We start from the raw sequence: 13153 nt of genomic DNA on the forward strand, positions 1-13153 counted from the left end.
CGGCCGGGGTGCCGGGTCCCGGCTCGCCCGGGGCCTTGGCAGGGCCGCCCCCCGTGGCCTCGGCGGCCTCGGCGGGGCCGTGGTCCGGGGCCGCGCGTCGAGCGGTCGGCTCGGGTTCCCTGGGTGCCCAGCCCTCGCTCTTCCGCTGCGGCTGCGGCTCGTCGCTCTTCAAGCTGCCGTGCTCCTGTTTCGCGTCCTACGTGGCCGTACGTCGCCGTACGCCTTCTGCGCCCCCACCTGAAGACTGCTGCACCGCCCGAACCGTTGCGCCGAATCCCGGTACGTGTCGCGTCCGCGTCCATAAAAAGACGTGGCACGTCCCTCCGTCCGCGCACTAGGCTCCTGCGCTTCGGCCCGAACCGGCCGCGAGGCGGACTTTTCGGCGCCCTCGGCACTTTCGGGACTCTCGGCACAACTCTTCGCGGCGGTTGGAGGTTCCTCGTGGGGACAGGGCGGTTGTACGCCGCCGTCGCCGCCGGTGGCTTCAGGCGGTACGCGACGTATCGGGCGGCCACCGCGGCAGGGGTGTTCACCAACACCGTCTTCGGGCTCATCCTTGCATACACCTACATCGCCCTCTGGGACGAGAAGCCTCATCTCGGTGGTTACGACCAGGCGCAGGCACTCACCTATGTGTGGGTCGCCCAGGCGCTGTTGGCCGTGATGTCCATCCTGGGCGGTGGCTTCGAGAACGAGCTGGTCGAGCGGATCCGCACCGGTGACGTCGCCGTCGACCTGTACCGGCCCGTCGACCTCCAGCTGTGGTGGCTGGCCGGAGAGCTGGGGCGGGCCGCGTTCCAGCTGCTGGGGCGAGGTGTGGTGCCGCTGGTGTTCGGGGCGCTGTTCTTCGAACTGGCCCTCCCGGGCGAAGCCTTGGTCTGGCTCGTGTTCCTGGGCGCGGTCCTCCTCGGCCTCGTCGTCGGCTTCGCGATCCGCTATCTGGTCGCGCTGTGGGCGTTCTGGCTCATGGACGGCATGGGCGCGGCGCAGCTCGCGGGGCTGTGCGGGATCTTCTTCTCCGGGATGCTGCTCCCGCTGAACGTGTTCCCTGGTGCGCTGGGCGAGATCGCGCGGCTGCTGCCGTGGTCGGCGCTGCTCCAGAAGCCCGCGGACGTCCTGCTGGGGGAGGCCGACCCGCTGGGCACGTTCGCCTTCCAGGGTGCGTGGGCGATGGTGCTGCTGGCGGCGGGACGGCTGCTGCAGACGGCGGCGACACGGAAGGTGGTGATCCAGGGTGGATAGCTCCCCGTACAGCCGGCACACCCCGTATGGCACGTGTGACTCGCATCACCAGCATCGCCCGCATGGCTCGCATCGCCAGTATCACCTGTATGGCCCGTATGACCCGTATGACCCGTACGCGCGGTACGGCCCGTACCGGCGTCTGCGTGACGGGCTGCGCGCTTATCGGATGATCGCCGCGATGTGGATCCGGTCCACCATGGCCTACCGGCTCTCCTTCGCGATGACGACGTTCGGCAACTTCGCCGGCACCGTGCTCGACTTCGTCGCGATCATGCTGATGTTCTCGCAGGTCGACGAACTGGGCGGCTACGCGCTGCCCGAGGTCGCCTTCCTGTACGGCCTCACCAGCACCTCCTTCGGGCTCGTCGACGTGACGGTCGGTTCCATGGACCGGCTCGGGCGGCGGGTGCGCGACGGCACGCTGGACACGCTGCTGGTGCGGCCCGCGCCCGTGCTCGCACAGGTCGCCGCGGACCGGTTCGCGCTGCGCAGGCTCGGCCGGGTCGTGCAGGGACTGCTGGTCCTCGGGTACGCCGTCGCCGTGCTCGACATCGAGTGGACCCCGCTCAAGGTCCTGGTGGTGCCGCTGGCGCTGCTGAGCGGTGGCCTGATCTTCGGGGCGCTGTTCGTGGCGGCCGGCGCCTTCCAGTTCGTGGCGCAGGACGCCTCCGAGGTGCAGCACGCCTTCACCGACGGCGGCAACACCCTCCTGCAGTACCCGCCGACCGTGTTCGCCCAGGAGCTGCTGCGCGGGGTGACCTTCGTGCTGCCGCTCGCCTTCGTCAACTGGCTGCCCGCGCTGTACGTGCTGGGGCGGCCCTATCCGCTCGACCTGCCGGTGTGGGCGGCGTTCGCGTCGCCGCTGGTGGGAGCGGGCTGCTGCGCGCTGGCGGGTCTGGCCTGGCGTGCGGGACTGCGTTCGTACCGGAGCACGGGAAGCTAGGAATTCGGGACGTCAGGGGAGCTGAGGGCACGTGCACGTGGAGAGCGACTTCATCCGGCTCGACCGGGTCGAGAAGGTCTTCCAGGTCCGCAGGAAGACCGGGTTCCTGCGCAGTGAGCGGCGCGAGGTGCGGGCCGTCGACTCGATCTCCTGCACCGTGGCGCGCGGCGAGATGGTCGGCTACATCGGCCCGAACGGCGCCGGCAAGTCCACCACCATCAAGATGCTCACCGGCATCCTGACCCCGAGCGGCGGCCGACTGCGTGTCGCGGGCATCGACCCCACCCGTGAGCGTACGCGGCTCGCGCACCGTATCGGCGTCGTCTTCGGCCAGCGGACGACCCTGTGGTGGGATCTGCCGCTGATCGACTCGTACCGGCTGATGCACCGCATGTACCGCATCCCTGACGCCCGTTACCGCGAGAACCTCGACCGCTGCGTCGAGCTGCTGGATCTGGGCGGCCTGCTGGACGTGCCCGTACGGCAGCTCTCCCTCGGCCAGCGGATGCGCGGCGACATCGCGGCGGCGCTGCTGCACGACCCCGACGTGCTGTACCTGGACGAGCCGACCATCGGCCTGGACGTGATCAGCAAGGCGAGGGTCCGGGAGTTCCTGCGGGACCTGAACGCCGAGCGCGGCACGACCGTGCTGCTCACCACGCACGACCTCCAGGACATCGAGCAGGTCTGCCGGCGGGTCATGGTCATCGACCACGGGCGCCTGATGTACGACGGCCCGCTCGCCGGGCTGCACGAGGCGGGCGAGAGCGAGCGGACGCTGGTGGTGGACCTGGAGCGGGAGCTGCCCCCGGTCGAGGTGGCGCCCGCGCGCGTGGTGAAGGTGGAGGGGCCGCGGCAGTGGCTGGCGTTCCCGGCGTCGGAGTCGGCGGCCCCGCTGGTGGCGCGGATCGCGGAGGCGTACCCCCTGGTGGATCTGTCCGTACGGGAACCGGACATCGAGACGGTGATCGCGAAGATGTACGCGGACCGTCGGGAGACGTCCGTAGGCGGTCGGCAGACGTCCGTAGATGGTCGGCAGACGTCCGTAGGCGGTCGGGAGACGTCCGCAGACCGCCGGGAGATGTCCGCGGACCGCCGGAAGGCGACCGCGGACCGGGCGGGCCGGCCAGGGGGGATGGTTTCGTAGCCCGGTGCGCCGCTTGCTCGTAGGCTGGTCCCATGAGTGACGAACTCCCCGAACTCCGGTCCTCCGAAGGCCCGTACGCCTCGGAAGGCCCGCGGACCCCGGACGGTCTACGGGCCTCCGACGCCGATCGTGAACGGGTCGCCGAGCAGTTGCGGGACGCCCTGGCCGAGGGCCGTCTCGACATGGAGGAGTTCGAGGAGCGCCTGGACGCCACGTACAAGGCCCGTACCTACGGGGAGCTGACCCCGATCACCCGTGATCTGCCGGGCCCGGGCGCGGTGGCTCCGCCGCCGGTGTCGATGGTCAAGGAGCCGGCGCCGGCCGGGAGTTGGGCGGCCCGGGTCGTCGGGGGCGAGGGCTCCTCCACCTGGGGCATCGCGGTGCTGTCGGGGTTCGAGCGCAAGGGGCGCTGGATCGTGCCGCCGCGCTTCAACTGCTTCGCGTTCTGGGGCGGCGGCACCATCGATCTGCGCGACGCGGACTTCACCGAGCGCGAGGTCGTCATCAACTGCGTGGCCGTCATGGGCGGCATGAGCGTGATCGTCCCGCCCGGTGTCGAGGTCGTCGTGCGCGGCCTGGGCATCATGGGCGGCTTCGACCACAGTGAGGAGGGCGTCCGGGGCGAGCCCGGCGCGCCGCGCGTGGTCATCACCGGCTTCGCGTTCTGGGGCGGTGTCGGCGTCATCCGCAAGCTGCCCAAGGCCGAGCGGCAGCGTCTGAAGGAGGCCCGCCGCCAGGAGAAGCTGGAACGCAAGGCCGCGCGCAGGGAACTCCACGACTCCCGCCGGGAACTGCACGCGTCGAGCCGCGCTCACGCGCACGATGTCCGGGAGACCCACCGCGAGGCCATGAAACAGCACCGCGAGGCCCACCGCGAGGCGATGGAGACCGTCCGGGAGGCCATGGAGGAGCACCGTGAGGCGCGCCGGGAGGAGCGGGAGCGGCGGCGGGACGGCGAGTACTAGCGATACCCCCGGCGCTGCCGCTGCCGCTGCCGCTGCCGCTGACGCCGAGGCCGGCGGCCGCCCGCTCGGTGGCTCTCACAGCTCCGCCGAAGCCGACCCCTTCAGTTCCTCCAGGTCGAAGACCTCCGCCATCCGCGCGTATCCCGCGTCGCTCGGGTGAAGGTGGTCCCCCGAGTCGTAGTGGGCCCGCAGCCGGCGTGGGTTGTACGGGTCGCGGAGCGCCTCGTCGAAGTCGACGACCGCGTCGTACACCCGGCCCGCGCGGATCTCGGCGTTGACGGCCTGCCGTACGGCCTCGCGGTCGTCCCGGTAGCCGCGGTGGCCCTGGAAGGGCATGAGGGTCGCACCGATGACGCGCAGCCCGCGCGCGTGGGCCCGGTCGACCATCTGCCGCAGGCCGTCCAGGATCGCCTCGGGGTCGGCCTGGCCCGGGTTGCGGAGGATGTCGTTCACGCCGAGGTCGATGACGACGGCCCTGACCCCCGTACGGCCGAGCACGTCGCGCTGGAAGCGGGAGAGGCCGCTCGGGTTCTCGGCGGGCCGGCCGGAGCCGCTGGTGAGGACCCGGTTGCCGCTGATGCCCTGGTTGACGACGCTGTAGCGGGGCACGTCGGAGGAGCCCGCCGCCTCGCGCAGCCGGGCCGCGAGGGCGTCCGTCCAGCGCCGGTTGGTACCCACGGTGGATGTCGAGCCGTCGGTGATCGAGTCGCCGAGGACGACGACCGTGCCGTCCGCCTCGTTGCTCAGCACGTCGACCGCCGTCACATAGCGCCAGTACAGGGTCTGTGTGGTGTACGGCTTCCCGGTGACGTCCTCCGTGCGGTTCCCCTCGGCCGTGTACGAGATCTGCCGGGCCTGCGGGTGGTAGGTGACCGGGCCCGAGGGGGTGGAGGAGTAGGTGGTCACGAGCAGGTCGGCGTCGCGCGGGAACGTGATCCGTACGACGTCGCTGACGATCTGCCGGCCCGCCGGGACGACGACGGAGGTGCTGCCGCCGAAGGTGAGGCGACGCATGCTGTCGGCCGTGGCGACCGGGCTGTTCGCGGTGGCGGCGACGGCGATGGAGGCGTGCGAGACGGTCAGCGGCTGCTGTCCGTAGAGATTGGACAGCGTGACGCGGGCACTCGTCCCCCCGATGCCCGCGTGGACGACGTTGCGCACCGAACGGCCCGCGAGGCCGTTCCTCTCGGTGCCCGGTTCACCGCCCACGGGGGAGGCGGACCAGGCGCCGACCCAGGTGCCGGTGGAGGCGGGGGCGGCCGGGTTGTGCGGGCGGCCGCCGGCGAGGGGCTGTGCGCCGCCGCGGCCGTCGACGGTGACGCCGGCGGCGTATATCGCCGCCGAGATGGCCACGATCAACGCACAGATCGCGGCGAGCAAGGCATAACCGTGACGCTTGGTCATGCGGTGCGTGTCTCCTCGGGCGCGGGGAGCCCGAGGCTCCGATGTGATCACCTCATGATGCGTCATGAGGTCGGGGGGTGCCTCGGAGACCCCCTCCGGTTCCCCCGACCGGACAGACGCCGGGAACTCCTGTTCCGTTCCGGGAGTAGGACAGGACAGACATCACATACGGGTGCCGAGAGGCCGGCGGGGGTGCAGGGAGGGGCCGGGAGGGGCCGGGAGGGGCCGGGAGGATGCGCGGCCCGGGAGCGGAGGGGGTGGGCTGACGCGGGCTGACCCGGGCCGATACGGCCAGATGAAGCGACAATGGGACACGGGGGACGCGAACGGGTGGAGTGAATGGATCACAGGAAACCGGAAGAACCGGTCAGGCCGGACGCGGAGGGTCTCGGGTCCCGTCGGTCGGATGCGGAGGGTCTCGGGTCCCGTCGGCCGGATACGGAGGGCCTCGGGCCCCGTCGGCCGGATACGGAGGGCCTCGGGTCTCGGCCGGGCATGGAGGGTTCCGCCTCCCGTCGGCCGGATGCGGAGGGTGTCGGGCCTGGCCCGGATGCGGAGGGCCTTGGGTCCCGTCGACCGGACACGCAGGGCGCCGCCTCCCCTCGACCGGTTGCGGAGGATCTCTCGCCCCCTCGACCGGTTGCGGAGGATCTCTCGCCCCCTCGACCGGTTGCGGAGGATCTCGCGCCCCGTCGGCCGGTTGCGGAGGATCCCGGGCCCCGTCGACCGGGCATGGAGGGCCTCGGGTCTCGGCCGGGTGTGGGGAACGCCGGGGGTGTGCCCGCGGCCGCTCCTCGCTCCATGAGTGCCTTCAGCCCCGCCGACGAGGAGAAGCGGCGGGGTGTGCGCAGGATGAAGCTCACCGCGACCGGGCTGCTGGTGTTCGTGGCGGTCGTGTACGCGCTCGCCACCTGGGCCGAGCACCGGGGCGCCGGCGCCTGGGCGGGGTACGTCGCCGCGGCCGCCGAGGCGGGCATGGTCGGTGCGCTCGCCGACTGGTTCGCGGTCACCGCGCTGTTCCGCCACCCCCTCGGCCTGCCCATCCCGCACACCGCGATCATCCCCACCAAGAAGGACCAGCTCGGGGTCTCCCTGGGCGAGTTCGTCGGGGAGAACTTCCTCTCCCAGGAGGTCGTACGGCAGCGCCTGCGCGCCGTGGGCATAGGCAGCCGCCTCGGCGCCTGGCTCGCCGTACCGGAGCACGCGGACCGCGTCACCGCCGAGCTCGCGACCGCGCTGCGCGGCGCCCTGACCGTGCTGCGCGACTCCGACGTCCAGGCGGTGGTCGGCGAGGCCATCACCCGCCGTGCCGACGCGCAGGAGATCGCCCCCGGCGTAGGCAAGATGCTCGAGAAGGTCGTCGCGGACGGCGGCCACCGGCGGGTCGTCGATCTGGTCGTGGCCCGCGCCCACGACTGGCTGGTCCGCCACGACGAGCAGGTCATGGCGGCGGTCCAGGGCGGCGCCCCCGGCTGGACCCCGCGGTTCGTGGACAAGAAGGTCGGCGAGCGCGTCTACAAGGAGCTGCTCCGCTTCGTCACCGAGATGCGCGACTCGCCCGCCCACCCCGCCCGCGGCGCCCTCGACCGTTTCCTCTCCGACTTCGCCTCCGACCTCCAGTCCGACACCGAGACCCGCGCGCGCGTGGAGCGCCTCAAGGGCGAGGTGCTGGGCAGGGGAGAGGTGCAGGACCTGATCGCGTCCGCGTGGACGGCCGTACGATCCATGATCGTCGCCGCCGCCGAGGACGAGCGCAGCGAGCTGCGGCTGCGCGTCCGCGCCTCGCTGCTGTCGCTGGGTGCCCGGATGGCCACCGACCCGAAGATCCAGTCCAAGGTGGACGGCTGGGTCGAGGGCGCGGCGGTGTACGTCGTCACGACGTACCGCGGGGAGATCACCTCGCTGATCACGGACACGGTCGCCGGCTGGGACGCGGAGCACACCACCCGCAAGATCGAGGCGCACATCGGCCGGGACCTGCAGTTCATCAGGATCAACGGCACGGTCGTCGGCTCCCTCGCCGGCCTGCTGATCTACACGGTGTCGCAGGCGCTCGGAGCGTGACCGGGGCGGGCCGGCGCGTAATCGGCCGCTTCGCGGGGACACGGTGACATGTCCTCGGGGAGACCCCGAGGACGAGCCGAGGACACCCCGAGGAGGGAGCCCATGTCCGTCTCCGTACCGCAACCAGGTACAGGTGGCAGCAACAGCAACAGCAACAGCAACAGCAACAGCAACAGCAACGGTGCTGATGCCGGTACCGGCATCAGCACCGGCACCGTAGCCGGTACCGGTACCGGCTCAGGTACCGGCATCAGCACCGTCACCACCTCCATCCCCGCCAGGCTCGACCGCCTGCCCTGGTCGCGCTGGCACTGGATGATCGTGATCGGCCTCGGTACCGTCTGGATCCTCGACGGTCTCGAGGTCACGGTCGTCGGCAACATCGCGGGCCGCCTCTCCGAGGAGGGCAGCGGTCTGCCGATCTCTTCCGCCCAGGTCACCGGGATTGCGGCGGCTCTGTACGTGGCGGGCGCGTGCGCGGGGGCACTCTTCTTCGGCCGCCTCACGGACATCTTCGGCCGCAAGAAGCTGTTCATGGTGACGCTGGCGGTCTACCTCGCGGCCACCGCCCTGACCGCCATCTCGTTCGAACCCTGGTGGTTCTTCCTGTTCCGCTTCCTGACCGGCTTCGGCATCGGGGGCGAGTACGCGGCCATCAACTCCGCGATCGACGAGCTGATCCCGTCCCAGTACCGGGGCCGCGTCGACATCGTCATCAACGGCAGCTTCTGGCTGGGCGCCATCGGCGGCGCGCTGCTGTCGATCTTCGCGCTGAACACGCACTTCTTCCCCATGAACATCGGCTGGCGGCTGACCTTCGCCCTGGGCGTCGTCCTGGGCCTGGTCATCCTGCTCGTCCGGCGGCACGTCCCGGAGAGCCCGCGCTGGCTGCTGATCCACGGCCGGACGGAGGAGGCGGAGCGGCTGGTGTCCGAGGTGGAGGAACAGGTCGCCGCCGACACCGGCCGCGAGCTGCCGCCGGTCACCCAGGAGATCACCATCCACCAGCGCAAGAGCATCGGCTTCGGAGACATCGCCCGTACGGTCTTCTCCACCTACAAGAGGCGCGCCGTCCTCGGCTTCTCCCTCTTCATCGGGCAGGCGTTCCTCTACAACGCGATCACCTTCGGCTTCGGCGCGATCCTGACGACGTTCTACGACGTGCCGACGTCGAACACGGGTTACTACTTCGCGTTCATCGCGGCCGGCAACTTCCTCGGCCCGCTCCTGCTCGGCCATCTCTTCGACACGGTGGGCCGCCGGGTGATGATCTCCGGTACGTATCTGCTCTCCGGTGTGCTGCTGTTCGGCACCGCCTGGCTGTTCGACCGGGGCTCGCTGGACGCGACGACCCTCACGGCCTGCTGGTGCGTGGTGCTGTTCTTCGCGTCGGCGGGCGCGAGCAGCGCGTATCTGACCGTCTCGGAGATCTTCCCCATGGAGACCCGCGCGATGGCCATCGCCTTCTTCTACGCGATCGGCACCGCGGCCGGCGGTATCAGCGGCCCGCTGATCTTCGCCGAGCTGACGGAGTCGGGTGTCGTCGCGGACACGGTCCTCGCCTTCCAGATCGGCGCGGGCCTGATGTGCGCGGCCGGCCTGGTGGCGGCGTTCCTGGCGGTACGGGCGGAGCGCCGTTCCCTGGAGGACATCGCCCGGCCGCTGTCGGCGGCGCACCCGTCCACCGAGTAGTGCCTGAGGCCGTGCCTGAGTACGTCTGAGTACGGGGACCTGAGTACGCGTACTCTGTCGTGCCGCCGCCCGCTCCGGAACCCTCGTACGCATGACTGAGAAGCTGCTCAATCCGCAGAAGCTGCTCCGTCCTCTGAGCACGCGCCCCTGGCCGGAACGCTGGCTGACCCGTCTGCTCGGCGCCGCCCTGGCCGCGGCCGTGTACCGCCTCTGTCTCCCCTGGGACCTGCGCAACCACGCCGACACGCCCGGTTCGATCATCGAGACCACCCCGGTGAGCGGGCCGGGCGTCATCGTCCTCGCCGTGCTCCTGCTCGCCCTGGCCGCCTACTTCGGCCACCGGGACGCCCTGGCCTGGCCCCTGCTGGTGGTGGCGGTACCGCCCGTGACACTGATGTACGTCTCCTTCCGCACCCACGCGGACGCCCCGGACGCGGACCCCTGGGCCCTGGCCTGGGCCTTCTTCGCCCTGCTGATCAGCGCGGGCGCCCTGGTCGCGGCCGGGGTGGCACGGAGCTTCCGGGAGGAACGGGCGGACGACGGATGGGTCGTACGGGCGCACCAGTTGTGACCGGCCGGTCCGTCAGGCACCCGTGGTGGAGCCGGGCCGCACGATCATCAGCACGGTCACCACGGTCCACAGGAGGTTGAACACCCCGGTGAACATGGCGAGCTGAACGGTGGCCTTGCGGTCGGTGACGGTGGCCGTCCCGCCGGCCGCCCCCTCCACGTCGGCTCCCTCCGTCCCCAGCCCCTCCAAGACCGCTTCCTGCCGCGGCAGCACCAACACCACCAGCACGATCGCCGCGAGCACGGTCAGTACGACCGACACGATCAGCCAGGGATCGCCCATCACGCCCATGGCGCTCGCCGTGGCGAACCCGAGCACGGGGACGGCGATGCCGATGCCCGCGTACACCCGGCAGATGCGGTGCAGCAGCCGTACGGTCGAGACGGCCCGCTCGCTGCCGGGCTCGGCCAGCGCCTGGCGTGCACTCGGCGGGAACATGCTGGCCGCGACGGTGACGGGCCCGATGGCGATGATCGCGGCGAGGACGTGAAGGCTGAGAAGGAACTTGGTCACGCGGCGACGCTAAGGGGCGGCTCAGTCATCGGGAACCGGCGTGATCGCCACAGTCCAACGGATTCTCGCCACCCCTGCGGAGAGGAACCGGTCCTGCCGGGACGGGCCCAGGATCTGCCGGGACGGGTCCAGGATCTGCCGGGACGGGTCCAGGATCTGCCGGGACGGGTCCAGGATCTGCCGGGACGGGTCCAGGACCTGCCGGGACGGGTCCAGGACCGGCCGAGACGCGTCCAGGACCGGCCGGGACGGGTCCAGGACCGGCCGGGGCTCGGTCTCCGTCCCTTGGCGAGAACCCGGCGCACCCGTACGCTCTCGCCATGCACACCGTAGCCGTACTGGCACTGGACAGGGTCATCCCCTTCGACCTCTCCGCCCCCATCGACGCCTTCAACTGGGCCCGGCTCCCGGACGGCCGCTCGCCCTACCGCGTGCGGGTGTGCTCGCCGGCCGGGCAGGCCGGGGAGGTGGGCGCGGGCCCGTTCACCGTGCGGGCGCCGTACGGTCTGGAGGCGCTGGCCGAGGCGGACACGATCATCCTGCCGGGCACCGAGGACCCGACGCTCCCGCTCCCGCCGGGCGTGGCCGAGGCCCTGCGCGAGGCGGCCGCGAACGGGACGCGCATCGCCTCCGTCTGCGTGGGCGCGTTCGTCTTCGCCGCGACCGGCCTGCTGAACGGGCACCGCGCGACCACCCACTGGATCGCCGCCGGGGACCTGGCGGCCATGTACCCGGAGGTGGAGGTGGACCCGAACGTCCTGTACGTCGACAACGGCCAGTTCCTCACCTCGGCGGGCGCCGCGGCGGCGATGGACATGTGCCTGCACATGATCCGCCTGGACTACGGTTCGGCGGTCGCGGCCCACACGGCCCGGATGTCCGTCATGCCGCTGGAACGGGAGGGCGGCCAGGCCCAGTTCATCGTCCACCCGCAGCCGCCCACCCCGGCCGGCACCACGATGGAACCGCTGCTGCGCTGGATGGAGGAGAACGCCGAACGGGACCTGACCCTGGACGACATCGCGGCCCACGCGGGCACGAGCAGCCGTACGCTCAACCGCCGTTTCCGCGAGCAGACGGGTACGACACCGCTCCAGTGGCTGCACCTGGCCCGCGTCCGCCGCGCCCAGCACCTGCTGGAGAACACCGATAACCCGGTCGAACGCATCGCCCACCAGGCGGGCTTCGGCTCCCCGACGGCGTTCCGGGACCGGTTCAAGCGGGTGGTGGGGATCAGCCCGCAGGCGTACCGGCGGGCGTTCCGGACCAGGCGGCGCCCGCGCCCGGAGGCGCGCATGGCGGGGGCGTAGGTCCGCAGGCCGCAGCTCGGCCGTTGCTTGCTCGCCTGCCCGGTTGCCCGTAGCGTCGCAGAGCAGCAGCCAGCAGCCAGCAGCCAGCAGCCAGCGGGCAGCAGCCAGCGGGCAGCAGTCAGCGGCCAGCGGGCAGCAGCCAGCGGGCAGCAGGCAGCGGCCAGCGGGCAGCAGGCAGTGGGTGGCCGGCAGGACGTCCTGCGCAGGATGCTCTTCGACGCGACGCGTGGAAGGGAGCGGTCGTGGTGGACGACGAACATCGCGGTGGAGTGTCGCGCAAGGTGCTCTCGACCTCGGACGCCGAGAAGGGCGAGCAGTTCCTGATCTCGTTGTACGGCATGCGGATACGGATGGGCCTGCCCGCCGGGCCGGGGACCGTCTTCCGTCACGAGCGGCGCACGGCGGACAGGTTGTGCATGGACTTCCATGCCCTCCCCATGAGAGTGACGTTCGCCGCGGAGCCGCTGGACCACCTGCTGGTCGCGGAGGCGACCGTCGGCCGCGTCCGTATCGACCACGCCGGCGACAGCGGCCGGTTCGCCGCGGGCGACGTGCTCGTGCCCGTCGCACCCGGCCTGCCCTACTCCACCGACTCGGACGGCTACAGCAACCGCGTCGCCGTACTGGACCTGGCTCTGCTGCGCGACGTGGCGGGCCTGGACCACGAGCACCGGGTGCCGCTGCGGCTGCTGCGGCCGTACAGACCGGCCGCGCCCGCGCACGCGCTCCTGTGGCGGGGTACCGCCGGCTACGCCTGGCGCCTGCTGGACCCGGAGGAACGGATGGCCACCGCGCTGATGTGGGACGCCGCGGCGCGCTTGCTGGCCGCCGTCGCCCTGACGGCGTTCCCCACCACGTACACGTCCCACGACCCGCTGCGGCGGGCACCCGGACATGTCGGCGAGGCGACCGTGAGCCGGGCGGTCGACTTCATCGACGCCCACGCCGACCGGCCGCTCGGCCTGTCCGAGGTGGCGGCCGCGGTACGGACCGGTCCGCGGGCGCTGCTGGGCGCCTTCCGCCGCCGCCTGGGCACCACCCCGGCCGGCTACGTCCACCGGGTGCGTCTGGCCCGCGTCCACGCGGAGCTCCGCGCGGCCGATCCGGCCACCGGCGTCACCGTCGCCGAGATCGCCGCCCGCTGGGGCTTCCGCTGCGACACCCGCTTCACGATCGCCTACCGCAAGGCCTACGGACGCCTTCCCCGCCAGACCCTGCACCAGGAGGTTCCCTGACACCTGGTCGGTTCCGCTTCCGGTTCTCCGTCAGGCGAGTAACGTCGGCGGCGGACCACCCGGG

11 protein-coding genes are annotated in these 13153 nt (G+C 71.7%); 9 read left to right on the forward strand and 2 right to left on the reverse strand.

Annotated elements, in window-relative coordinates; genetic code table 11:
* The first annotated feature begins 441 nt into the window (after positions 1 to 441).
* The 4 genes from IE242_RS23535 (at position 442) to IE242_RS23550 (ending at position 4300) form a co-directional block, all read left to right on the forward strand.
* Positions 442 to 1242, forward strand: coding sequence for an ABC transporter permease (locus tag IE242_RS23535; RefSeq protein WP_189862431.1), 801 nt, complete (start codon positions 442 to 444; stop codon positions 1240 to 1242).
* 85 nt (positions 1243 to 1327) lie between these two features.
* Positions 1328 to 2188 carry an ABC transporter permease gene (locus tag IE242_RS23540; protein WP_229859366.1) on the forward strand — a complete coding sequence of 287 codons (861 nt, stop codon included), beginning with the start codon at positions 1328 to 1330 and terminating at the stop codon, positions 2186 to 2188.
* A gap of 31 nt (positions 2189 to 2219) precedes the next feature.
* Positions 2220 to 3335: an ABC transporter ATP-binding protein gene (locus IE242_RS23545; RefSeq protein WP_229859337.1), complete on the forward strand. Its 1116-nt coding sequence runs from the start codon at positions 2220 to 2222 to the stop codon at positions 3333 to 3335.
* A 32-nt stretch (positions 3336 to 3367) separates the two neighbouring features.
* On the forward strand, positions 3368 to 4300 hold the full coding sequence (locus IE242_RS23550; protein ID WP_189862436.1) for a DUF1707 domain-containing protein: 933 nt from the start codon (positions 3368 to 3370) through the stop codon (positions 4298 to 4300).
* A 75-nt stretch (positions 4301 to 4375) separates the two neighbouring features.
* Here the strand turns inward: IE242_RS23550 and IE242_RS23555 are convergent, their stop codons facing one another.
* Positions 4376 to 5704 carry an SGNH/GDSL hydrolase family protein gene (locus tag IE242_RS23555; protein ID WP_189862438.1) on the reverse strand — a complete coding sequence of 443 codons (1329 nt, stop codon included), beginning with the start codon at positions 5702 to 5704 and terminating at the stop codon, positions 4376 to 4378.
* 732 nt (positions 5705 to 6436) lie between these two features.
* Between IE242_RS23555 and IE242_RS23560 the strand changes: the two genes are divergently transcribed.
* From IE242_RS23560 to IE242_RS23570, 3 genes are all read left to right on the forward strand, one after another.
* Positions 6437 to 7768 (forward strand): DUF445 domain-containing protein, encoded by a 1332-nt coding sequence (locus tag IE242_RS23560; RefSeq protein WP_373299572.1) that lies wholly within the window; start codon positions 6437 to 6439, stop codon positions 7766 to 7768.
* A 315-nt stretch (positions 7769 to 8083) separates the two neighbouring features.
* Complete coding sequence (locus tag IE242_RS23565; RefSeq protein ID WP_229859367.1) at positions 8084 to 9460, forward strand: MFS transporter; 1377 nt, start codon at positions 8084 to 8086, stop codon at positions 9458 to 9460.
* Positions 9461 to 9551: 91 nt separating this feature from the next.
* Entirely contained in the window at positions 9552 to 10031 is a 480-nt protein-coding gene (locus IE242_RS23570; protein ID WP_189862444.1) for a hypothetical protein, read from the forward strand.
* Positions 10032 to 10043: 12 nt separating this feature from the next.
* On the opposite strand, the gene IE242_RS23575 is transcribed toward IE242_RS23570, so the two are convergent.
* Complete coding sequence (locus IE242_RS23575; protein WP_189862445.1) at positions 10044 to 10544, reverse strand: DUF2269 family protein; 501 nt, start codon at positions 10542 to 10544, stop codon at positions 10044 to 10046.
* Positions 10545 to 10864: 320 nt separating this feature from the next.
* Here IE242_RS23575 and IE242_RS23580 point away from each other — a divergent pair, with 320 nt between their 5' ends.
* Both IE242_RS23580 and IE242_RS23585 read left to right on the forward strand, forming a co-directional pair.
* Positions 10865 to 11854: a GlxA family transcriptional regulator gene (locus IE242_RS23580; protein ID WP_189862447.1), complete on the forward strand. Its 990-nt coding sequence runs from the start codon at positions 10865 to 10867 to the stop codon at positions 11852 to 11854.
* 245 nt (positions 11855 to 12099) lie between these two features.
* The gene (locus IE242_RS23585) at positions 12100 to 13089 is read left to right on the forward strand and encodes a helix-turn-helix transcriptional regulator (RefSeq protein ID WP_229859339.1); all 990 of its coding nucleotides are present in this window, start codon (positions 12100 to 12102) and stop codon (positions 13087 to 13089) included.
* Positions 13090 to 13153: the final 64 nt, after the last annotated feature.

The organism is Streptomyces poonensis, assembly GCF_014650915.1.
Taxonomy (GTDB): Bacteria; Actinomycetota; Actinomycetes; order Streptomycetales; family Streptomycetaceae; genus Streptomyces; species Streptomyces poonensis.